Genomic DNA, 20,259 nt, shown 5'->3' on the forward strand with positions numbered 1-20,259 from the left:
ACACGGGGGTGTAAGCGCCGGAACCAATAAATAATTGGCACTGACATTCATCGACACACTATTGAGTTCTCAAAGAACACACGCACACACCATCGAACCAGATTCTCTCGGGCTGATTGGTGAGGCAACTTTTACAGCTTAGCTCAGGCGTCGCAGCAGAACCAAATCCGCTGGTCAGTGGAGCTAGTGTGACTGTCAGGCGCTCTCGTCCAACCTCGTTTCCCAGGCCCTGGGGGCTCCGGGTCGGTGTCCGTGTCGCTCTGACCTGGAATAAGTTACGTGGTGCTGATTCGCATGTCAAATCGCCTGGTAAACCGGGGTTTTCGCGATCATGCGCCGTTCACGTCCGGTCACTCCGGAGCGCCGACCCGCTCGATCTCGGCCCCGAGCGAGCGCAGGTTCTCCACGAAATCCGGGTAGCCCCTGTCGATGTGGAAGACGTCGTGCACTTCGGTGACGCCGTCGGCCACCAGTCCGGCGAGCACCAGACCGGCCCCCGCCCGAATGTCGGAGGACCACACCGGCGCACTCGACAGCCGCGGAATCCCGCGCACCACAGCGTGATGCCCATCGGTGCGGGCATCGGCCCCGAGGCGGATCATCTCCTCCACGAAGCGGAAGCGCGCCTCGAAGATGTTCTCGGTGATCATCGACGTGCCGTCGGCGATGGCGGCCAGACCGATGGCCATGGGCTGCAGGTCGGTCGGGAAGCCGGGGAACGGCAGGGTCGAGAAGTTCACCGCGCGCGGGCGGTCCGACTGCACCACACGGAAACCGTCCGGTTCGAACGAGATTCGGGCACCGGCGGAGCGCAGCTTGTCCAGCACCAGGGACAGATGCTTGGGGTTGATCCCCGAGACCCGCACGTCACCCTGTGTCATGGCCGCGGCGATACCCCAGGTGGCGGCGACGATGCGATCGCCGATCACGCGATGGGTGACCGGGGCCAGCTTGCGCACGCCGTCGATGGTGAGCACCGAGGTGCCCGCGCCGTCGATCTTCGCGCCCATCCGAATGAGCATGTTGCACAGATCGACGATCTCCGGCTCGCGCGCGGCATTGTCGATGACCGTCTCCCCCTCGGCGAGCACCGCCGCCATGAGGATGTTCTCGGTCGCGCCGACGGAGGGGAAGTCGAGGCGAATGCGCGCGCCCTGCAATTCGTCGGCGCGCGCCACCAGGCAGCCGTGCTCGATCTCGCTGGTCGCGCCGAGCAGGCGCAGGCCCTGCTGATGCATATCGAGCGGACGCGAGCCGATGGCATCGCCACCCGGCAGCGCCACCACCGCGCGCTTGCACCGCGCCATGAGCGGACCGAGCACGCAGACCGAGGCGCGGAACTGGGTGACCGCGGGAAAGTCCGCGTGGTACTTGGGTTCCGGCGGCGTCGTAATGGTCACCACCCCGCCGTCGACCGTGACGTCGCAGCCGAGTCCGCGCAGGACCTCGGCCATCAGCGGCACGTCGAGAATGTCTGGGCAATTCGTGATCGTGGACGTCCCCTCGGCAAGGAGGGCAGCCGCCATCAGTTTGAGGACGCTGTTCTTGGCGCCACCGACCGCAACCTCGCCGACGAGCCGCTTGCCCCCGGTCACCAGAAACCGTTCACTCACACGCGTAGCTTATCCATCACGGGCGGCCCAACGCGCGCGTATGCGATCCGGCTCCGCCGTGTGGCGCAATATCGGCCTGTCAGTGGCGCATTTTCCGTTTCGCCCGGCCCTGCGAGATACCTCGCGCTGCCCTATCCTACGTACCAGTAAGTTTCGCTCGATGTCGTCTGGCCGGGGGGCAGTGTCGCTCTTCCCAGGTGTCCGACCGAGTTCGAAATCATCACTGAAACACCAGGATTGGGGACATTCCCGTTGAGTATCCATGATCGAAGTCCGGCGCGCACTCTGGAAATCGACCGCCGCTCGGGCTGGTGATCTGCCGTGGACATCGCAGCACTCGGAGAGAGTTGGCGCAGCGTCGAGAAGGTCGGCGACGAAGCGGTGCTGTACTTCTACTCACATCTGTTCATGGCCCATCCCGAAGTCCGCGAGATGTTTCCGGTCGCCATGGCACAGCAGCGCGGCAAATTCTTCGCGGCACTCGGCCGCATAGTCAGCAGTGTGGATCGGATTGCCGACGATCCCAGCTTCATTCAGCAACTGGGGCGCGACCATCGTAAATTCCAGGTGGTCGCCGATCACTACCCGGCCGCGGGCGCTTCGCTGCTGGCCACCCTCCAGTACTTCCTCGGCGCACAGTGGACCGAGAGCCTGGCCGCGGATTGGGCCGAGGCGTACGGCGTGGTCGCCAAGATCATGGTGATGGCCGCCGAGGAGAACGAGGCACAGGCCCCGGCCTGGTGGGACGCCGAGGTCGTGGCCACCGAACGCCGCAGTATCGACGTCGGCGTGCTGCGCATTCGCACCGCCCAGCCCTATCCCTATGTGGCCGGACAGTCCATGGCGGTGGAGATTCCACGGCGGCCGCGACTGTGGCGTTACTACACCCCGGCCAACGCGCCGCGGCCCGACGGCACCATCGACCTGCACGTTCAGATCGTGGCGGGCGGCCAGGTGAGCGCCTCGCTGGCGCGCGACACCGCCGCCGGTGACATCGTGCGGCTCGGTGCGCCGATCGGCACCGCGCTCACCCTGCCCGAGGATTTCCGCGGGGATCTGCTCATGGTGGCGGGCGGCACCGGCCTCGCACCCATGACGGCGGTGCTCGAACACCTCGACGAGCGGTGGCGCACCACCGGCGTATCCACGAATGTCCAACTCTTCCACGGGGTTCGGACGCAGTGGAATCTCTACGAACACGGCTTCCTGACCGAATTGGCCAAGACCCGGCCGTGGTTCGGCTACACCCCGGTGGTCTCCGAGGACCCGACCTACCCGGGTGCGCGCGGACTGGTCGGAACCATTGCCGCCCAGGCCCACCACTGGTCCGGCTGCACCGCGCTGATCTGCGGTTCGACCGCCATGACCGCCCATACGCGGGGCGAATTGCTGCGCGCGGGCCTGCCCGATGCGGCAATCCGATTCGAGAACTTCGACGGCGGCGTCCCCGACGACAACACATCGAATACCGCCGCGGCTCCGGCGGAGACCGGACACGAGGTAGCGACATGGCGCTGAAGGCCAAAGAGATCGAAGCGACGAGATTCAAGAAGTCGGCCCTGGGCCGTCGCGGATACGACGAGCACGAGGTCGACCTGTTCGTCGAGCGGGTCGCCCGCGAGGTGGCGCGGCTCAACTCGGCCAACAAACGCCTCACCCAGCAGATGGAGTTCAGCGACGAGAAGCAGCTGCTCTCCGACAACGACTATCTGGCACACCGGGTTTCGGAGCTCGAACACCGGATCGCCATGTACAAGTCCGCGCTCGGCGACGCCCAGACGGTGGAATCGCTGCGCCGGGAGATCGCCCAGCTGCGCGACGAGAACGCGCACCTGCGCGAGGAGACCCAGCAGGATGTGCTGGGCGTGAGCGTGCGCGCGGTGAACATGCTCAGCCAGGCGCAGATCACCGCGGAATCCACGGTGGCCGAGGCCGAGCACTACGCACGCGAACTCGTCGCCCAGGCGCGCGAGCAGTACGCCGACATTCTGCGGCAAGCCCAGCAGTCCGCCGCCCGCGCCGCCGACGGTATCGCCTCGCTCAAGACGCCGCCCGCCGGAGCGCCGGATCCGCTGCCCGCCGAGATCGAGTACATCCGCACCTACGCGCAGATCGCCGAGAAGCAGATGCACACGATCGTCGAGGCGCTGTTCACCGAGATCGACAAGCTCGGGCAGGGACAGACGCGGGCGGTGCGCGATACCACCCAGCAGGTCGCGAGCTCGGGCAGCGCGCCCGAGCTCGAATCGGCCCCTGGTCGTTTCGCCGCGTCCGAGGAAGGGAACCTCACTCGGTAATACTCGTTCCAGGGGACGAAATCCCTTGCACTACAGTGACTTTCGATTCGCTGGCCGGTAACGGCGGCGACCACTCCGATAGGTCGTCCGCATCCGCGGGCGACGTTCCATCCCTGAAACCACCTGAAAGGACAGCCCCCTCATGGTGACCTCCATTTACGAGCAGATCGGCGGACACGAGGCCGTGGCCGCGGTCGTCGACGACTTCTACGTGCGCGTACTCGCCGACGAGCAGCTCGCGCCCTTCTTCACCGGCGTCAACATGTCCCGACTCAAGGGATTGCAGACCGAATTCTTCTGCGTCGCCCTCGGCGGACCGCAGACCTACTCCGGTGCGCCCATGTCGGAGGTGCACCAGGGACGCGGTATCGCGCAGCAGCACTTCGACCTGGTGGCCGGACATCTCGTCGCCGCGCTGTCGGGCGCGGGGGTGCCGCCGGAGATCGTCGATCAGATCATCGGCGCGGTGGCGCCGCTGTCGGAGCAGATCGTGAGCAGCGGCGCGACCGACTAGGCGACGCCGAGGCGGGGCTACGCGGCCCCGCCACCCGGCTGCCAGAGCACGTCACCGTCGGGATTGGTGACGCGGCTCAGGATGAACAGCAGATCCGAGAGCCGGTTGAGGTATTTCGCGGGCAGGGCGCTGGTGTCGTCGGGATGCGCCGACACCGCCGCCCAGGCCGAGCGCTCCGCGCGGCGGGCCACCGTGCGCGCGGTGTGCAGCAGGGCGGCCAAGGGGGTGCCGCCGGGGAGGATGAACGAATTCAGCGGGGCGAGGCCCTCGTTGAACTCATCGCACCACTTCTCCAGCCGATCGATATAGGGCTGGGTGATGCGCAGCGGGGGGTACTTCGGATCCTCGACGATCGGCGTCGACAGATCCGCGCCCGCGTCGAACAGGTCGTTCTGGATCTGGCGCAGCACCGACAGAATCTTCTCGTCCGGATTTCCCAGGGCGATGGCGACGCCGAGCGCCGAATTCGCCTCGTCGCAATCGGCGTAGGCGACGAGCCGAGGGTCGGTCTTGGACACCCGGGAGAAATCACTCAATCCGGTGGTTCCGTCGTCGCCGGTCCGCGTATAGATCCGAGTCAGGTGCACGCTCACACGTCCACCGTAGCTCTGCCGAATCTCTTCGGACTTCCCTTGCCCCTTGCTGACGCAAGGGGCAAGGAGTGGGAATGAGGAGGAGTCAGTAGGTCGGCCGACGCCTGATGCGCTCGGAAGGCCGCGACTCCACCCAGGAGAGGAAGGCCGCGCGGGCCCCGCGGTCGAGGGCGAGTTCGTAGCTGCCGTGCCCGTCCGAGACCGCGACGATCGCGATGTCCTCGGACATGATGTCGAATTCGTCGCCGTCTGGATTGCGGCGATTGCCCACCTCGATGCCCAGGCGGCGCATCGAGAAATCGGGCCCGAGCTTCAGGCTGGAGAGTTTGTAGAAGACGAGGGTGTCCTCGTCGTAGCGAATCAGCCCGTGCCGCCAGCCCCCACCGTGGCCCTTGGCGGGCAGTGCGCGCACGATGGCGGCGGTCCCCCCACGTCGCAGCATGACCAGGCGATAGGTGGAGGCCAGCGCCAGGCCGACAAGCAGCAGCACCAGAATGATCAGGAGAACCATCCCGGTCTGCAATGTCGCTCCGTCCCTTCACGTTCGCGCCGCTGTCGATCACGCGCCAGCCGTAGGGCCGGGGCTCTGCTCGTGTGGTCGATACTAGCGACCGCGCGAAGGTGGAGCCCGACCATCCGCCGAATGTGACAAATGCGCTGTTCAGCCCATGCTGAAGGGATGACCCCACAGCACCACATTGCCGATGTAGTTCGTGGTGTCGATCTCGGCGGCGACGAAGGAGCGGGCCTGCGCGTAGCCGCCGCAGCCGTTCACCTCGAAGGTCTCGTCCACCCAGCTGACGCTGGCGTGCGGACCCGGAACCTTGTTGTAGCGCTTGTGCGATTCCTGGCCGTAGTCGTCGGGCTTCTCCAGATCCAGCATGAGCCGCGCCACCGCCTGCCCCGGGCCCAGGTTGATGCCGCCACCGAGAGAGGTGGTGGGAGCCACCGACCACGCGCCTTGGGAATCCTGTTCCGCCGTCGCGCCGCTGCTGTTGTTGCCGGTGACCGAGCCGATGTCCACCTGACAGGCGACCACGTACCCGGGCGAGATCTTGATGGTGGCGGTGGCGGCGCTCGGCCCGGAGAGGTCGACGATCGCGCGACCGGTCGACCACACGTTCCGGTGAATCGGCGTCGCACCCATGGAGGGGCTGACCTTCGCCGATTCCCCATCGATCCGAACGGTCACGGTGGTGCCGTCCGGCAGCTGCCGGGACACCTCGCCACCGGGCAGCGGAATGAAGGTGTCGGCCTGCGCCGAGCCCGCCGGAGCCAATCCGAACACGACCGCCGCCGCGATCGCCGTACCGAAAACCCTGCCGCCCCCGCGTGTTTTACCAGTGCCGAACATACGATCCCTTCGCGTCGGAGTGGTCGGATCAGCCGATGCTGAACGGCTGGCCGTAGAGGGTGACCTTGGCGTAGTCCGCGCCGATGATCTCCACCACGGAAACCTGCCGGGCCTGCGCGTAACCGCCGCAGCCCTGAATCTCCATGGGAACGTCCTGGTACTGAATGTCGTAGCTGCCGCTCTTGATCAACTCGATGTTGTTGATGGCAACCCATTTCACTTCGCCGGGCGACAACGGAAAACTGAAGCCGCCACTGACACTCGGTGTCGCGCTGACGGTGAACGACGAATTAGCGCTGAGCGCACCCACCGCGACCTGGCAGCCGACGATGTAGCCGACCGTGAGATTGGATGATCCGTGCGTCCCGGAATTATTGGTGCCCGGGAAGTTTCGCGGACCGTTGTTCGGTCCGACCTCACCGTCGGGAGTCTGCACCTCGGCCGTGACCTGGCCACTCACCCACGTGGACCGGCCCGCGCCATTGGCGGCCAGCGAGGGCGAAACGATCGCGCGCTCACCACGACTCGTTATTTTCACGCCCGGACCCTCGATATGTCCGTCCGGCAGCGCAACCCAGGTATCAGCCGATGCCATACCCGATGAAAGAAAACTCAGTGCGGCAATCGCGACCGCCGCCATCACTGTTCCGCGAATCCTGCTCATTCACCCCTCGCTCATCGTTCACGAGGCCGCACTCATCCGAGGGCGACAACGCTGCGCCAACTCATGGAGGTAATGCTGAAAAGCAAAGCTGGAGATCTGGAATAGCCGAGACTCGGCGGGATGATTCTAACCACACATATGCGCAAACGAGAGCGGCGGCCCCGGAACAATTCCGGAACCGCCGCTCTCGCAGTATTACTCGGGTATCAGGCCTGTCCGGCCTTCTCCACCGCGCGGACCCGACCCTGCGCGGCCGCCTTGGCGGCCTCGCTGGCGCTCTCGTCGGCGAGCACGGCCTTGGCGGCCGTCTCGTCGATATCCTGTGCGAATTCCGCGGATTCGGCCAGCACGCGCACCGACGTGGCGGTGACGGAGAAGAATCCGCCGTGCACGGCCGCGACGATCCGCTCGTCGTCGGTGGTCACGATGGTCACCGTGCCACCCTCGACGAGCTGACCGAGCAGCGGTTCGTGATTCGGCAGGATGCCGATTTCACCCTCGGTGGTCTGGGCACTCACGAAAGTCGCGGTGCCCGACCACAGCAGCCGCTCTACGGCTACCAGATCGACTGACATTTCAGCCATGTGCGACTACTTTCCGGCGATCTTCTTCGCGGCCTTCTCGACATCGTCGAGACCACCGCAGGAGTTGAACGCCTGCTCCGGGAAGTGATCGAACTCGCCCTTGCAGACGCGGTCGAAGTCGTCGATGGTCTGCTCCAGCGGCACAACCGAACCCGGCTGACCGGTGAACTTCTCGGCCACGATGAAGTTCTGGCCGAGGAACTTCTCCAGACGACGGGCGCGGCCGACGAGGACCTTGTCCTCTTCGGAGAGCTCGTCCATGCCGAGGATGGCGATGATGTCCTGAAGTTCCTTGTACTTCTGCAGGATTCGCTTGACCTCGTTGGCCACGGCGAAGTGCCGCTCGCCGACGATCGACGCCTCGAGAATACGAGAGGTCGAGGTCAGCGGGTCGACGGCCGGGTAGATACCCTTCTGCGAAATCGGGCGGGAGAGCTCGGTGGTCGCATCGAGGTGGGCGAAGGTGGTCGCCGGGGCCGGGTCGGTGTAGTCGTCGGCGGGCACGTAGATGGCCTGCATGGACGTGATGGACCGACCGCGGGTCGAGGTGATGCGCTCCTGGAGCTGACCCATCTCGTCCGCCAGGGTGGGCTGGTAACCCACGGCCGAGGGCATACGACCCAGCAGGGTCGAGACCTCGGAACCGGCCTGGGTGAAACGGAAGATGTTGTCGATGAAGAGCAACACGTCCTGGCCCTGGACGTCGCGGAAGTACTCGGCCATGGTCAGGGCCGACAGCGCGACGCGCATACGCGTCCCCGGCGGCTCGTCCATCTGGCCGAAGACGAGGGCGGTGTCCTGGAGGACGCCCATCTCCTCCATCTCCAGGTGGAGGTCGGTGCCCTCACGGGTGCGCTCACCGACGCCCGCGAAGACGGACGTACCGGAGAACTCACGCGCGATACGGGTGATCATCTCCTGGATCAGAACGGTCTTGCCGACACCGGCGCCACCGAACAGACCGATCTTGCCGCCCTTCACGTACGGGGTCAGCAGGTCGATGACCTTGACGCCGGTCTCCAGGATCTCGGTCTTACCCTCGAGCTGGTCGAAGGCGGGCGGCTGGCGGTGGATGCCCCACTGCTCGCCGTCGCGGCCGAGGCCCGGGGAGTCCAGGCAGTCGCCGAGAGCGTTGAACACGTGGCCCTTGACGACGTCACCGACGGGCACCGAGATCGGCTTGCCGGTGTCGCGCACCTCGACGCCACGCACCAGACCGTCGGTCGGCTGCATGGAGATGGTGCGAACGATGTTGTCGCCCAGGTGCTGTGCGACCTCGAGGGTCAGCGTCTTGGCCACCGACTTCAGCGCGATGTCGACGTTGAGGGCGTTGTAGAGGTCAGGGATCGATCCACGCGGGAACTCGACGTCCACGACGGGGCCGATGACGCGGGAGACGCGGCCGGTGCCAGCGCCCACCTTGGATTCTTTAGTGACAGCTGCGGTCATTGCTTCTCTTCCTACGGCTTAGTCGCGGTCCGAGCTCGCCGCCAGCGCGTTCGCGCCACCGACGATTTCCGTGATTTCCTGCGTGATCTGTGCCTGCCGCAACGAGTTCGCGGTACGGGTCAGGCCATTGACCAGCTCCGTCGCGTTGTCGGTTGCGGCCTTCATGGCGGTGCGGCGCGCAGCCGACTCCGATGCCGCCGCCTCGAGCAGCGACGAGTAGATCCGGGTGTTGATGTACTTCGGCAGAAGCGCACCCAACAGCGTGTCCGCGTCCGGCTCGAACTCGTACTGCGCCGAGAGCGTCGCGTCCTGGGAGTCGGTGAAAGCGTCCGGCCCCAGGTCGTAGTTCTCGTCGACGATGTCCACCTGGATCGGGGCCAGCCGCCGAACCTCCGGCGTCTGGGTCAGCATGGACACGAAACGCGTGTAGACGATGTGCAATTCGTCCACGCCCGCGATCTTGCCCGTCCCGTCCGGCAGATCCACCTCACCGTCGGCACCGGCCATGAAGGCCGCCACCAGGTGATCGCAGGCCTCCGACGCATCGCTGTAATGCGGCGATTGGGAGAACCCGGTCCACGCTCCGTTGACCTCGCGGTTACGGAAGTTGTAGTAGGTCACGCCCTTCTGGCCCATCACGTAGAGGACGGGCTCCTTGCCCTCGGAGCGCAGCTTGACCACCAGCTCCTCGGCACGCTTGAACACGTTGGAGTTGTAGCCGCCGCACATACCGCGATCGGAGCTGATGACCAGCACCGCGGCCCGGGTGGGGTTCGCGCGCTCGGTCAGCAGCGGATGGGTGAGATTCTGCGAGGCCGACGCCAGTTCGACCAGCGCCTTGGTGATCTCCTCCGCATACGGCTTGGCGGCGGCGACTCGGGCCTGCGCCTTGCTGATTCGCGAGGTCGCGATCAGCTCCTGAGCCTTGGTGATCTTCTTGATCGAGCTCACTGAACGAATGCGGGAGCGCAGTTCGCGCACACTTGGCATTGGCTACTCACTCCCTTCATTCTGTGCTTGATAGCGGCATCCCCGGGGCACTACGTGGTTACGCAAGCTGCCTCCTCCGTGCCCAGCGGGCATGCCGCGTGATTCCGACAGTCGCATGGCAAGTCTCGATTACTTCTCGACGTGCTTGCGGGTGACGGACAGCGACTCGACCTCTTCGTGGGCCAGGGCGTTGGCCTCGGCCTCGTTCACCACACGGCTGCCGTCGGAGGCGAGGAAGCCCTGCTTGAACTTGTCGGTCGCGGCCTTGAACTGCTCGGCCGCGTCGCCCTCGAGCTTCTTGTTTCCACCATCGAGGGCGGCGAAGGCGTCGGCGGCGTTGGCGTGCAGGAACTCCAGCAGTTCGGAGTTGAAGCGACGCACGTCGGCGACCGGCACCGAGTCGTAGTAGCCCGCGTCCACCAGGAACAGCGAGACGACCTGGTCCTCGACCGAGACCGGGGTGTACTGGTCCTGCTTGAGCAGCTCGACCCAGCGCGCACCGCGCTCCAGCTGCGCCAGCGAGGCGGCATCCAGATCGGAGGCGAAGGCGGAGAACGCCTCGAGCTCACGGTAGGAGGCCAGCTCCAGACGCAGCGAGCCGGAGACCTGCTTCATGGCCTTGGTCTGCGCGGCGCCACCGACACGGGAGACGGAGATACCGACGTTGATGGCCGGGCGCACACCCTTGTTGAACAGGTCCGACTCCAGGAAGACCTGGCCGTCGGTGATGGAGATGACGTTGGTCGGGATGAACGCCGAGACGTCGTTGGCCTTGGTCTCGATGATCGGCAGACCGGTCATGGAACCCGCGCCCAGCTCGTCGGAGAGCTTGGCGCAACGCTCCAGCAGACGCGAGTGCAGGTAGAAGACGTCACCCGGGTACGCCTCGCGGCCCGGCGGGCGACGCAGCAGCAGCGAGATGGCGCGGTAGGCCTCGGCCTGCTTCGACAGGTCGTCGAACACGATGAGGACGTGCTTGCCGTCGTACATCCAGTGCTGGCCCAGGGCCGAACCGGTGTAGGGCGCCAGCCACTTGAAGCCAGCGGAGTCCGACGCGGGCGCCGCGACGATGGTGGTGTACTCCATCGCGCCGTGCGCCTCGAGGGCGGCCTTCACACCGGCGATGGTGGAGCCCTTCTGGCCGATGGCGACGTAGATGCAGCGGACCTGCTTCTTCGGATCGCCGGTCGCCCAGTTCGCCTTCTGGTTGATGATGGCGTCGACGCAGACCGCGGTCTTGCCGGTCTTGCGGTCGCCGATGACGAGCTGACGCTGGCCGCGGCCGATGGCGGTCAGGGCGTCGATGGCGGTGATGCCGGTGGCCATGGGCTCTCCGACCGGCTGGCGCTCCAGCACGGTCGCGGCCTGCAACTCGAGCACGCGACGCTCGTCGGCCTCGATCTCGCCCAGGCCGTCGATCGGGGCGCCGAGCGGATCGATGACGCGACCGAGGAACTTGTCGCCCACCGGGACCGAGAGCACGTCGCCGGTGCGGCGGACCTGCTGGCCCTCCTCGATGGTGTCGAACTCACCCAGGATGACCGCACCGATATTGGTGTCCTCGAGGTTCAGCGCGACGCCCAGGACGCCGCCCGGGAATTCGAGCAGCTCGTTGGCCATCGCCGACGGCAGTCCGCTGATGTGGGCGATGCCGTCGCCGGTGTCGGTGACCACACCGACTTCCTCGATGGAGGTCTCGGGGGTGTAGCTCTGGGTGTAGCTCTCGATCGCGCTACGGATCTCATCGGGGGAGATCGTCAGCTCCGCCATGTTCTTCCTGCTCTCGCTGTCTGGTCTCGAATGTCGGTGTGGCTGTGCCGGATTCACCGGTTGGCCGGGGTGCGCTTTTAGGCCAGAGACTGGCGGAGGCGCTGCAATCGTCCGACGGCGCTGCCGTCGATCAGGTCGTCGCCCACGCGCACGACGACACCGGCCAGAAGGCTGGGGTCGACCTGCACGTGCACCGTGACCGGCTTGTCGTAGATCCGCTGCAGCGAGGAGGCCAACTGCTCCCGCTGCGGCGACGTCAGTTCGACCGCGGCGCGCACGTGCGCCACGATCTGATCCCGAAGGGACGCCGCCAGATCGGACAGATGGTCGATGGCCTCGCCGATGCTGTTGGTGTGGGTGCGGGCGACCGCCTGCTCCGCCAACTGGATGGTGACGTCCTCGACCTTTCCGGTGAGCAGGCCTTTCAGCAGCTCTCGGCGCGTCGCGACCGGACGGCCGTGATCCGAAAGCGCCTGCTCCAGCGCCGGGTTGTCCTCGACGATCCGGCCCAGTCGGAACAGCTCGTCCTCGACGGCGTCGATGCGTCCGCGGTCGGCCGCGGCGCGCAACAGCGCCTCCTGTCCGAGCAGCACCAGGGTGTCGACGAGATCGCGGGTCCGGGACCAGTCCTGGGCGACGGCGGTGGTGAGCACCGCCTGCGTGGCCACGCTGATCTTGCCGCCGAAGACCCGTTCGGCCAGCTCGGCACGGGCCGAGCTCGACACCGACTTGTCCGCGAGCGCCACACGCAGCGAACGCTGGTCGTCGAGTACGGCGACAACGGCGAAGAGCTCGGAGCCGGTCGTAGCCGCGACGGTGTCGCTACCGGTCAGAGCGGCCCGAAGAGCTTCCCGCGCACGGGAACTCGCCTCGCGGCTCGCTGCGTACATGCTTCCCACTTTCGCGTCGTTACCTTCCGACCCCGATGCCGCTGCGAGCGTCCAGTTCCGCCAGGAACTGATCGATCGAAGCGGCCTGCTTGGCCTGATCGGACACCGACTGCCCGATGATCTTCTCGGCCAGGTCGACTGCCGTGGCGCCCAGCTCCGAACGCAGCTCGGTCACGATCTGCTGGCGCTGTGCCTCCAGCTGGGTGTGACCGGCGGCGACGATGCGGTCCGCCTCGGCCTGGGCCTCCGCGCGCAGCTGCGCGAGGATCTGCTGGCCCTGAGTGCGGGCCTCTTCCCGGATGCGAGCGGCCTCGAGGCGAGCCTCGGACAGCTGCTCCTGGTACGCCTGCAGCGTGGCCTGGGCCTCCGCCTGGGCGACCTCGGCCTTCTTCAGGCCGCCTTCGATCTTCTCCGAGCGCTCGTCGAGCACCGTGGTCAGACGGGGAATCACGTACTTGTAGAACGCGATACCGATGACCAGGAGGCAGACCGCCGACCAGAAAATGTCATACGGCTCGGGGATGAGGGGGTTCTGTTCCTCCGCCCCCTCGGCCGCGAGCAAGTACATGCCATTCATGGTGTGGTCTCTTTCGGAATCAGAAAATGAAGCCGGCGACGAGGCCGATCAGCGCCAGGGCCTCGGTGAACGCGATACCCAGGAACATGGTGGTGCGGATCTGACCCTGCAGCTCGGGCTGACGGGCGATGCCCTCGATGGCCTTGCCGACCACGATGCCCACGCCGATGCCGGGGCCGATGGCCGCGAGGCCGTAACCGATGGCGCCGTAGCCCTTGACCTTGGACTCAGCAACTTCCTGGGCCAGGAACGAGAGGGTGCTCATGAGTTGTTTATTCCCTTTCTGTCGCTCACCCGCCGACGGCGTGTGTGCAGGTATTGGTTGGTACCGGTCGGTCAGTGAGAGTCGGCGTGCTGTGCCAAGCCGATGTAGACGGCGGTCAGCAGAGCGAACACGTACGCCTGCAGGAAGACCACCAGCATTTCGAAGAGGGTGAAGCCGAAGCCCGCGAGCAGCGAGAACGGCGAGAACACCTTCATCCAGGAGGCGGCATCGAACAGGAAGAACTGAGTGGCGCTGAAGAACAGCACCAGCATGATGTGGCCAGCCAGCATATTCGCCATGAGTCGGACAGTCAGGGTGAACGGGCGCAGCACGAAGGTCGAGAGGAACTCGATCGGGATCAGCAGCACGTGCAGGGCAGCCGGAACGTTCGGCACCACGATGCTCGCGCGCATGTAGGTGAGGAAGCCGTACTTCTTGATGCCCACGTAGTTGAAGGTGACGTAGGCGACCAGCGCCAGAACCAGCGGGAAGCCGATTCGCGCGTTGGAGGAGATGTTCAGACCCGGAATGATTCCGGAAATATTGAGGAACAGCACGGAGAAGAAGATCGTCGCGATAAGCGGGAAGAACTTCCGACCGGATTCCTTGCCGAGAACCTCGTCACAGATCTGCTCTTTGACGAAGACCAAGGCGTATTCGGCTATGTTCTGCAGCCCGCGCGGAACCAGCTTCGGGCTCCGGAATGCCAGGAACATGACTGCCAGCAGAACGGCCGACATCAGGATGCGAATGAGCATCAGACGGTCGAGCTCGAACGGCGTCCCCTCGAACAGCACAGCTGGAGGGAAGAAGTCGTTAAGCGACGGCGCGTGGAACTCGCCCGCCAAAATGGTGACGCTCAGCGTTCTCTCCCGTGTTCGGGCCGCGAGTCTTGCTTTAACTCGCGGTTCGATCGGACATTGACGATCTGGTGGTCGACTCTGGTCGGCTCGAAGTTCGTCAGCAGCTGAGCGGGTTATCCCCGGGCGTCTGAGCGCGCGTCGGCGACATCGTCGACGGTGCAGAACCGGAGCCCCTGCGGGCCCGGCACGGCTGTAAGCATAACCTGCCCCACCAGGGTCCACGCGGGACCCCCCTGTTGGTTCGGTTGCCTACAGGTAAAGAGTTTATCAAGTTATCTACGACAACGTGTAGGGGGTGTCCGGAAACAGCGAGTGAACTGTCTCTCGGGGCCTACTGGTCGTCCAGCTCCATAATCGGAACCCGGTGGCGCACAAGGCCATACGTCTCCGCACCGAGCACCACGAAGAGCGCCCCGACCACGGTGAGGAACAGGGTCGGACGGCTGTAGAAGTCGAAGTTCTGCAGGACCGCGACCACGATCACCGCGACCAGCAGTTTTCCGATCCAGCTACCCAGCAGAACAACGCCCTGCAGGCCCGAGGCCAACCGCGCGCTGAGCAGCACCGAGGCGGCCGTGGTGAGGATGAAGCCGCCGCCGATGCCCGCGCCGATGAGCGCGCCCCACAGGCCGGGCAGCCCGGCGAAGACCACGCCGAGGATGGACGAAATCACCACGAGCACAATCAATCCGAAGATGCCGTAGCGCAGCGCCGCCCGCAGCGGAGCGTCGGGACCGGGATTGGAAGCCGTAGTCACGTGGGTCACCCTACCCGTGGGCCGTATCGGAGCCGCGCGGCGGTTTGCGGCCGCCACGCGGGATCAACTCGCCGATGGACGGGACCGCGGTGATCACCAGGGCGAACACCAGGCCACCGGCGAACAGCAGCACCACCAGGGTGCGGTCCATGAGCGAGGAGCCGACCGCGCCGAAGGCGAGCACGCTCACCCACAAGTAGATCAACAGGACCACGCGGCGGTGCGAATGCCCGATCTGCAACAAACGGTGGTGCAGATGCATTTTGTCCGGTGTGGAAAAACTCACGCCCGCGCGCACGCGCCGGACGATAGCCAGAACAAGATCAAGTACCGGAATGAACATCACCGCCCCCACCAGCAACAAAGGCGAGAGCAGACCGACGATGTCGCGAGTGCCGTAACCCTGGAGCGGAATTCGCCCCGAAGCGCCCGTGGAGACCGCGGCGAGCATCAATCCGATGAGCATCGAGCCGGAATCACCCATGAAAATTCGGGCGGGCTGGAAATTGTGCGCCAGAAATCCCAGACAGCCGCCCGCGAGTGCGGCGGCCAGCAGTGCGGGCGGATAGGTGTCGGTGGCTCCGCCCTGTTCGTAGAGCAGACCCACGGTGAACACGAATACCGCTATCGAGGCGATCAGTCCGAGTCCGGCCGCGAGACCGTCGAGACCGTCCACGAAATTCATGGCGTTGATCATGGTGACGGTAATGCCGACGGTTACCAGACCGCCCTGGAGTTGATCCAGCACCACCGTGGTGTTGGTGAAGGGGTTGTAGATGGCGACCCAGCTCAGGCCCATGACCGCCATCACCCCCGCGGCGGTCACCTGGCCGACGAGCTTGGTCAGCCAGTCCAGGCCCCAGCGGTCGTCGATGATGCCGACCAGCACGATGAGCGTGCCCGCCACCACCACGGCCGGAATGTCCTTGGGGTAGTCGAAGCCGCGCCGCAGCGCGGGCAACTGGTGCGCGAAGAGCACGGCGGCCAGCACGCCCAGATAGATGCCGACGCCGCCCATGCGCGGAATCGGCTTCACGTGCACGTCGCGCTCCCGGGGCACCGCCACCGCGCCGAACGCGATGGCTCCCACCCGGACGCCGCCGGTGGACAGGAAGGTCACGACCGTGGCGACCAGGAGCACCAGCAGCAGCTCCCGCAGCGGGACCACCGCTCCCGTGCTGAAAATGCTCTGGCTCAGTAGGTCTCGAGACACCATCTACCGGGCCGTCACCGCGTGGCCTGCGAGACGAGCTCCTCCGGCGGCACGCCGAGCACCTCGGCCACCTTCTCCTTGGATATCGCGCCCTCGCGCAGGATGCGCGGCCGATCGGCGGTCAGGTCCACGATGGTGGAGGCGACGGCGTGGTCGGCCGGTCCACCGTCGAGGTAGACGCCCACCAGATCACCCAGCTGCGCCCGCGCCTCGGCGGCGGTGGTCGCGGGCGGCTGGCCCGAGACGTTCGCGCTCGACACGGCCAGCGGGCCCACCTCGCGCAGCAGTTCCAGCGCCACCGGGTGCAGCGGCATGCGCAGCGCCACCGTCCCGCGCGCGTCGCCGAGATCCCAGGCCAGCGAAGGGGCTTGCTGCACAACGAGAGTCAACGCCCCCGGCCAGAACGCCCGAATCAGCTCGCGGGCCTGCGGCCGTACCGAGAACACCAGCCCGTCGATGGTGTTCCAGGACCCCACCAGCACCGGCACCGGCATATCGCGCCCCCGCCGCTTGGCGGCCAGCAGCGCGGCCACGGCCGTACTGTCGAAGGCGTCGGCGGCCAGCCCGTACAACGTATCGGTCGGAATCACAGCCAACCGCCCCGATTTCAGTGCGCTGCGCGCGGCAGTCAGTCCCGCGGCGCGCGAGTCGGGATCGGCGCAGTCGTAGACGGTACTCACGCGCAACATCTTGGCACGAATGAACTCTCCATAGCTCTCAGGGGCTTCGCCCCTGAAACCCCAAGGGTCACGAGAGCATCATTTCGACAACCCCGCGCGCTGGTCGGCTACAGCGACAATGCGGCGGCCAACGCCATATCGACTTGTTCCATAGCCTCATCAGAAGCTCGGCCGACCAGCGTTTCGAAGCGCGACGGTTCCCCGGTGGAGATGCTGCGGCAACGCGCCCATCCGCCGAGCTCGGCTCCGAGCCCAACAGCGAGCAGCAGCAGAGCGGGGCTACTTGGCTCGATGTCGGTCACATCGACGACGACCGGGTACCCGGCCGTGTTCAGCGCGTCCGCCGAAACAACCAAGACGCGTCGTACGTGTGAGATCGAACGATATTCCCAGACTTCGCCTCGCCTCATGCAGCGTTTCCTGGACGTCGCCCGGCGTCGGCTGCCCACCGAGCATCTCGCTCGGCCTCGATCTCGGCCTGAGTTCGCGCCGAACCAGCTGTGTCCCACTGGGCTTCGGCTTCCGCGGCACGTTGTAGTAGGTATGACATCACGGCCTGGGCGGCCATCGCCGACGGCGTCGTTCCGTCGTGTTCGGCCACTGCTTTCGCGACCTCGAGGTAGTTCTCAGGGAGCTTGATGGTCAGCGGCTTCAGCGACATACCGATGAGTGTACCGACGAGTGCACCACGCGGTGCCCTTTCATGTCACTCCGTGCGGCGGGCTGCGACGAAGCGGGGTTTTCCGGCTAGGTCCGGGTGTTCGCACACGGCGTCGAAGCCGCCGTGGTCGCGAAGCAGGGCCGCGGCGGCGGAGCCGTTGGTGTCGTCGTGCTCGATGGCCGTGACGCCGTCGGCGCGCAGGAGGCGGGCGATGGTGGCGATCATGGGTCGGATGACATCGAGCCCGTCGGGGCCGCCGAACAGGGCGCGATGCGGATCGTGGTCGGCCACTTCGGGATCCAGTCGCGCGGCGGCGGGGATGTAGGGCGGATTCGAGACCACGACATCGACCTTGCCGTTGAGCTGCGAGAGGATCTCGGGATCGGTGACGTCACCCAGGTGCAGGTCGATGGGGGTGTCACCCTCGTCGGCCAGTTGCAGGGCATTGCGCTTGGCCCAGTCGAAGGCGGCGGGGTCGAGTTCGACGGCGTGCACCTGGGCGTCGGGGCGGGCGTGGGCGATGGCGAGGGCCAGTGCGCCGGATCCGGTGCACAGGTCCACCACGATCGGCTGGTGTTCGTGGCCGATGGCTTCGAGTTGGGCCAGGGCCCAGGCGAACAGCAATTCGGTCTCCGGGCGCGGGATGAAAACCCCTGGGCCGACAGCCAAATCGATCTCGCCCATCGAGGCGGTGCCCGTAAGGTGTTGCAGTGGAACGCGTTCCGCGCGGCGGGCCACCAGCTTCTGATACTCCCCCAGCTGTTCGGGGGTGATCATCGGGACCATCATCAGCCGCATGCGCTCGACGCCGAGCACATGTGCGGCAAGGTATTCCGCGTCCGCGTGCGGCGAATGCACGCCCGCCGCCCGCAGGGTCTCCTCGGCCTCGCGAATCACCGGCCGCAGCGCGACGCGTGTCATAACTCCTCCGCCTCTTCCCCACCATTCACCGACCGATGTCGCAACTGTCGCATCCGCTCGGTAGCGCTGTCCGGCGAACCGTTCCGAGTCCGCCGGACTTTCGCGTTTCGCGCCTTACTCCGCGGCGAGCCGTGCCGCGCGGTCGGCTTCGACGAGGGCATTGAGCAGATCGTCGAGATTGCCGTCGAGCACCGAATCGAGGTTGTGCGCCTTGAAACCGATGCGGTGATCGGCGATGCGGTTCTCCGGGAAGTTGTAGGTCCTGATGCGCTCGGAGCGGTCCACGGTGCGGATCTGCGAGGCGCGGCCCGCGGCGGCGTCGGCATCGGCCTGCTCCTCGGCGAGGGCCTGCAACCGCGCCGCCAACACCTGCATGGCGCGCATCTTGTTCTGCAGCTGCGAACGCTCGTTCTGGCAGGTCACCACGATGCCGGTGGGCAGATGGGTGATGCGCACGGCGGAGTCGGTGGTGTTGACGCCCTGGCCGCCCTTGCCGGAGGAGCGGTAGACGTCGATGCGCAGGTCCTTCTCGTCGATCTGCACCTGCTCGACCTCGTCGGGCTCCGGGTAGACCAGGACACCGGCCGCGGAGGTGTGGATACGCCCCTGCGATTCGGTGACGGGCACGCGCTGCACGCGGTGCACGCCGCCCTCCCACTTGAGCCGCGACCACACGCCGTCGCGGGTGGGCTCCTTGCTCTTGATCGAGAAGGTGGCCTCTTTGTAGCCGTCCAGGTCCGAGTAGGTGATGCCGAGCACCTCGACCTTCCACCCGTGCCGTTCCGCGTAGCGGATGTACATGCGCGCCAGATCGGAGGCGAACAGCGCCGATTCCTCGCCGCCCTCACCGGACTTCACCTCGAGCACCACATCGTCGGAGTCGTGCGGATCGCGCGGGGCGAGCAGGTCGGTGAGGGTCTTCTCCAACTCCTCGACCTGTTCACGCAGCGCGGGCACCTCGGCCGCGAAGGACGCGTCGTCGGCCGCCAGCTCCTCGGCCGCGCTCAGATCGTCGCGCGTGGCCTCGAGCTTGCGGTACGTGGACATGACCGGCCCGAGCTCGGCGAAACGCTTGCCGACGCGACGTGCCGCCGCCGGATCGTTGTGCAGCGCCGGATCGGACAGCTGCATCTCCAGACCGGCGTACTCGGCCAGAATGTCGTCGATCGCGGACGGGGCCGCGGACTTGTCGGCCATGGCATGTGCTCCTTGGATGTGGGGGTGACGAAGTGGCTGCAAACGCGACGACGCCCGGCCTGCGGGATGCAGGACGGGCGTCGGCGGGACAGCTACTTGTCGGCCTTGGCGGCACGCTTGCCGTAGCGGGCCTCGAAGCGAGCCACGCGACCACCGGTGTCCAGAATCTTCTGCTTGCCCGTGTAGAACGGGTGGCACTGGGAGCAGACCTCGACCGTGATCTGGCCCGACTCCTTGGTGCTCTTGGTCTGGAAGGTGTTGCCGCAGCCGCACACGACCGTGGTGTCCACGTACGTGGGGTGAATTCCTGCCTTCATGGGTGTCCTTTCAATGGTCGCCGGGTCGCCCTCGAACCGAGAGGACGTGAACCGGAACCGACTTAGGCATGGTTGCCGACGGACCAGTAT

At 66.1% G+C, this 20,259-nt stretch carries 24 protein-coding genes; 3 read left to right on the forward strand and 21 right to left on the reverse strand.

Features of this window, described 5'->3' with window-relative positions:
* Positions 1-350 precede the first annotated feature (350 nt).
* On the reverse strand, positions 351-1,613 hold the full coding sequence (gene murA, locus ACIBH2_RS23550; RefSeq protein ID WP_397121046.1) for a UDP-N-acetylglucosamine 1-carboxyvinyltransferase: 1,263 nt from the start codon (positions 1,611-1,613) through the stop codon (positions 351-353).
* A gap of 321 nt (positions 1,614-1,934) precedes the next feature.
* Here murA and ACIBH2_RS23555 point away from each other — a divergent pair, with 321 nt between their 5' ends.
* The 3 genes from ACIBH2_RS23555 to ACIBH2_RS23565 all read left to right on the forward strand — a co-directional run bounded on the left by ACIBH2_RS23555 (position 1,935) and on the right by ACIBH2_RS23565 (position 4,424).
* Positions 1,935-3,131 (forward strand): globin domain-containing protein, encoded by a 1,197-nt coding sequence (locus ACIBH2_RS23555; RefSeq protein ID WP_397121048.1) that lies wholly within the window; start codon positions 1,935-1,937, stop codon positions 3,129-3,131.
* Positions 3,122-3,910: a DivIVA domain-containing protein gene (locus ACIBH2_RS23560; RefSeq protein ID WP_397121050.1), complete on the forward strand. Its 789-nt coding sequence runs from the start codon at positions 3,122-3,124 to the stop codon at positions 3,908-3,910. Before ACIBH2_RS23555 ends, ACIBH2_RS23560 begins: the two co-directional genes overlap by 10 nt.
* Positions 3,911-4,052: 142 nt before the next feature.
* Positions 4,053-4,424: a group 1 truncated hemoglobin gene (locus tag ACIBH2_RS23565; RefSeq protein ID WP_397121052.1), complete on the forward strand. Its 372-nt coding sequence runs from the start codon at positions 4,053-4,055 to the stop codon at positions 4,422-4,424.
* A gap of 17 nt (positions 4,425-4,441) precedes the next feature.
* Here ACIBH2_RS23565 and ACIBH2_RS23570 read toward each other — a convergent pair whose 3' ends face one another.
* The 20 genes from ACIBH2_RS23570 to rpmE all read right to left on the reverse strand — a co-directional run bounded on the left by ACIBH2_RS23570 (position 4,442) and on the right by rpmE (position 20,169).
* Complete coding sequence (locus ACIBH2_RS23570; RefSeq protein ID WP_397121054.1) at positions 4,442-5,017, reverse strand: cob(I)yrinic acid a,c-diamide adenosyltransferase; 576 nt, start codon at positions 5,015-5,017, stop codon at positions 4,442-4,444.
* An 85-nt stretch (positions 5,018-5,102) separates the two neighbouring features.
* Positions 5,103-5,528, reverse strand: a complete 426-nt coding sequence (locus ACIBH2_RS23575) for a DUF2550 domain-containing protein (RefSeq protein WP_397121056.1) — start codon at positions 5,526-5,528, stop codon at positions 5,103-5,105.
* Between the two features lie 150 nt (positions 5,529-5,678).
* Positions 5,679-6,371, reverse strand: coding sequence for an MspA family porin (locus ACIBH2_RS23580; RefSeq protein WP_397121058.1), 693 nt, complete (start codon positions 6,369-6,371; stop codon positions 5,679-5,681).
* Positions 6,372-6,399: 28 nt separating this feature from the next.
* Complete coding sequence (locus tag ACIBH2_RS23585) at positions 6,400-6,966, reverse strand: MspA family porin (protein ID WP_397121060.1); 567 nt, start codon at positions 6,964-6,966, stop codon at positions 6,400-6,402.
* A 275-nt stretch (positions 6,967-7,241) separates the two neighbouring features.
* Positions 7,242-7,619 (reverse strand): F0F1 ATP synthase subunit epsilon, encoded by a 378-nt coding sequence (locus ACIBH2_RS23590; protein ID WP_397121062.1) that lies wholly within the window; start codon positions 7,617-7,619, stop codon positions 7,242-7,244.
* A gap of 6 nt (positions 7,620-7,625) precedes the next feature.
* Positions 7,626-9,068, reverse strand: coding sequence for a F0F1 ATP synthase subunit beta (gene atpD, locus ACIBH2_RS23595; protein ID WP_397121064.1), 1,443 nt, complete (start codon positions 9,066-9,068; stop codon positions 7,626-7,628).
* Positions 9,069-9,086: 18 nt separating this feature from the next.
* Entirely contained in the window at positions 9,087-10,058 is a 972-nt protein-coding gene (locus ACIBH2_RS23600; RefSeq protein ID WP_397121066.1) for a F0F1 ATP synthase subunit gamma, read from the reverse strand.
* A 129-nt stretch (positions 10,059-10,187) separates the two neighbouring features.
* Positions 10,188-11,828, reverse strand: a complete 1,641-nt coding sequence (atpA, locus tag ACIBH2_RS23605; protein WP_397121068.1) for a F0F1 ATP synthase subunit alpha — start codon at positions 11,826-11,828, stop codon at positions 10,188-10,190.
* Positions 11,829-11,905: 77 nt separating this feature from the next.
* The gene (locus ACIBH2_RS23610) at positions 11,906-12,718 is read right to left on the reverse strand and encodes a F0F1 ATP synthase subunit delta (protein WP_397121070.1); all 813 of its coding nucleotides are present in this window, start codon (positions 12,716-12,718) and stop codon (positions 11,906-11,908) included.
* Between the two features lie 19 nt (positions 12,719-12,737).
* Positions 12,738-13,295: a F0F1 ATP synthase subunit B gene (locus tag ACIBH2_RS23615; RefSeq protein ID WP_397121072.1), complete on the reverse strand. Its 558-nt coding sequence runs from the start codon at positions 13,293-13,295 to the stop codon at positions 12,738-12,740.
* A gap of 19 nt (positions 13,296-13,314) precedes the next feature.
* Positions 13,315-13,560 carry an ATP synthase F0 subunit C gene (locus tag ACIBH2_RS23620; RefSeq protein WP_397121074.1) on the reverse strand — a complete coding sequence of 82 codons (246 nt, stop codon included), beginning with the start codon at positions 13,558-13,560 and terminating at the stop codon, positions 13,315-13,317.
* A gap of 71 nt (positions 13,561-13,631) precedes the next feature.
* Positions 13,632-14,357 (reverse strand): F0F1 ATP synthase subunit A, encoded by a 726-nt coding sequence (atpB, locus tag ACIBH2_RS23625; protein WP_397121076.1) that lies wholly within the window; start codon positions 14,355-14,357, stop codon positions 13,632-13,634.
* A 397-nt stretch (positions 14,358-14,754) separates the two neighbouring features.
* Positions 14,755-15,180: a hypothetical protein gene (locus tag ACIBH2_RS23630; RefSeq protein WP_397121078.1), complete on the reverse strand. Its 426-nt coding sequence runs from the start codon at positions 15,178-15,180 to the stop codon at positions 14,755-14,757.
* Positions 15,181-15,190: 10 nt separating this feature from the next.
* Positions 15,191-16,396, reverse strand: a complete 1,206-nt coding sequence (locus ACIBH2_RS23635) for an MraY family glycosyltransferase (RefSeq protein WP_397121080.1) — start codon at positions 16,394-16,396, stop codon at positions 15,191-15,193.
* An 11-nt stretch (positions 16,397-16,407) separates the two neighbouring features.
* Entirely contained in the window at positions 16,408-17,073 is a 666-nt protein-coding gene (locus ACIBH2_RS23640) for an L-threonylcarbamoyladenylate synthase (protein ID WP_397121082.1), read from the reverse strand.
* A 107-nt stretch (positions 17,074-17,180) separates the two neighbouring features.
* Complete coding sequence (locus ACIBH2_RS23645; RefSeq protein ID WP_397121084.1) at positions 17,181-17,483, reverse strand: type II toxin-antitoxin system PemK/MazF family toxin; 303 nt, start codon at positions 17,481-17,483, stop codon at positions 17,181-17,183.
* Positions 17,480-17,734, reverse strand: a complete 255-nt coding sequence (locus ACIBH2_RS23650; RefSeq protein WP_397121086.1) for a hypothetical protein — start codon at positions 17,732-17,734, stop codon at positions 17,480-17,482. Before ACIBH2_RS23650 ends, ACIBH2_RS23645 begins: the two co-directional genes overlap by 4 nt.
* 45 nt (positions 17,735-17,779) lie before the next feature.
* Positions 17,780-18,655 (reverse strand): peptide chain release factor N(5)-glutamine methyltransferase, encoded by an 876-nt coding sequence (gene prmC, locus ACIBH2_RS23655; RefSeq protein ID WP_397121088.1) that lies wholly within the window; start codon positions 18,653-18,655, stop codon positions 17,780-17,782.
* 114 nt (positions 18,656-18,769) lie between these two features.
* Entirely contained in the window at positions 18,770-19,852 is a 1,083-nt protein-coding gene (prfA, locus tag ACIBH2_RS23660) for a peptide chain release factor 1 (protein WP_397121090.1), read from the reverse strand.
* A 92-nt stretch (positions 19,853-19,944) separates the two neighbouring features.
* Positions 19,945-20,169 carry a 50S ribosomal protein L31 gene (gene rpmE, locus ACIBH2_RS23665; protein WP_397121092.1) on the reverse strand — a complete coding sequence of 75 codons (225 nt, stop codon included), beginning with the start codon at positions 20,167-20,169 and terminating at the stop codon, positions 19,945-19,947.
* Positions 20,170-20,259: the final 90 nt, after the last annotated feature.

It is taken from the genome of Nocardia sp. NPDC050406, assembly GCF_044459025.1.
Lineage (GTDB): Bacteria > Actinomycetota > Actinomycetes > Mycobacteriales > Mycobacteriaceae > Nocardia.

What these genes read in the sequence shown, in the direction of transcription:
- ACIBH2_RS23560 (WP_397121050.1), top strand. Translation starts at nt 3,122, where the DNA reads ATGGCGCTGAAGGCCAAAGAGATCGAAGCGACGAGATTCAAGAAGTCG.
- ACIBH2_RS23620 (WP_397121074.1), bottom strand. Translation starts at nt 13,560, where the DNA reads ATGAGCACCCTCTCGTTCCTGGCCCAGGAAGTTGCTGAGTCCAAGGTC.
- ACIBH2_RS23610 (WP_397121070.1), bottom strand. Translation starts at nt 12,718, where the DNA reads ATGTACGCAGCGAGCCGCGAGGCGAGTTCCCGTGCGCGGGAAGCTCTT.
- ACIBH2_RS23575 (WP_397121056.1), bottom strand. Translation starts at nt 5,528, where the DNA reads ATGGTTCTCCTGATCATTCTGGTGCTGCTGCTTGTCGGCCTGGCGCTG.
- atpA (WP_397121068.1), bottom strand. Translation starts at nt 11,828, where the DNA reads ATGGCGGAGCTGACGATCTCCCCCGATGAGATCCGTAGCGCGATCGAG.
- ACIBH2_RS23645 (WP_397121084.1), bottom strand. Translation starts at nt 17,483, where the DNA reads ATGAGGCGAGGCGAAGTCTGGGAATATCGTTCGATCTCACACGTACGA.
- ACIBH2_RS23580 (WP_397121058.1), bottom strand. Translation starts at nt 6,371, where the DNA reads ATGTTCGGCACTGGTAAAACACGCGGGGGCGGCAGGGTTTTCGGTACG.
- ACIBH2_RS23590 (WP_397121062.1), bottom strand. Translation starts at nt 7,619, where the DNA reads ATGGCTGAAATGTCAGTCGATCTGGTAGCCGTAGAGCGGCTGCTGTGG.
- ACIBH2_RS23600 (WP_397121066.1), bottom strand. Translation starts at nt 10,058, where the DNA reads ATGCCAAGTGTGCGCGAACTGCGCTCCCGCATTCGTTCAGTGAGCTCG.
- ACIBH2_RS23635 (WP_397121080.1), bottom strand. Translation starts at nt 16,396, where the DNA reads ATGGTGTCTCGAGACCTACTGAGCCAGAGCATTTTCAGCACGGGAGCG.
- ACIBH2_RS23565 (WP_397121052.1), top strand. Translation starts at nt 4,053, where the DNA reads ATGGTGACCTCCATTTACGAGCAGATCGGCGGACACGAGGCCGTGGCC.
- prmC (WP_397121088.1), bottom strand. Translation starts at nt 18,655, where the DNA reads ATGACACGCGTCGCGCTGCGGCCGGTGATTCGCGAGGCCGAGGAGACC.
- prfA (WP_397121090.1), bottom strand. Translation starts at nt 19,852, where the DNA reads ATGGCCGACAAGTCCGCGGCCCCGTCCGCGATCGACGACATTCTGGCC.
- ACIBH2_RS23615 (WP_397121072.1), bottom strand. Translation starts at nt 13,295, where the DNA reads ATGAATGGCATGTACTTGCTCGCGGCCGAGGGGGCGGAGGAACAGAAC.
- ACIBH2_RS23650 (WP_397121086.1), bottom strand. Translation starts at nt 17,734, where the DNA reads ATGTCGCTGAAGCCGCTGACCATCAAGCTCCCTGAGAACTACCTCGAG.
- ACIBH2_RS23585 (WP_397121060.1), bottom strand. Translation starts at nt 6,966, where the DNA reads ATGGCATCGGCTGATACCTGGGTTGCGCTGCCGGACGGACATATCGAG.
- rpmE (WP_397121092.1), bottom strand. Translation starts at nt 20,169, where the DNA reads ATGAAGGCAGGAATTCACCCCACGTACGTGGACACCACGGTCGTGTGC.
- atpD (WP_397121064.1), bottom strand. Translation starts at nt 9,068, where the DNA reads ATGACCGCAGCTGTCACTAAAGAATCCAAGGTGGGCGCTGGCACCGGC.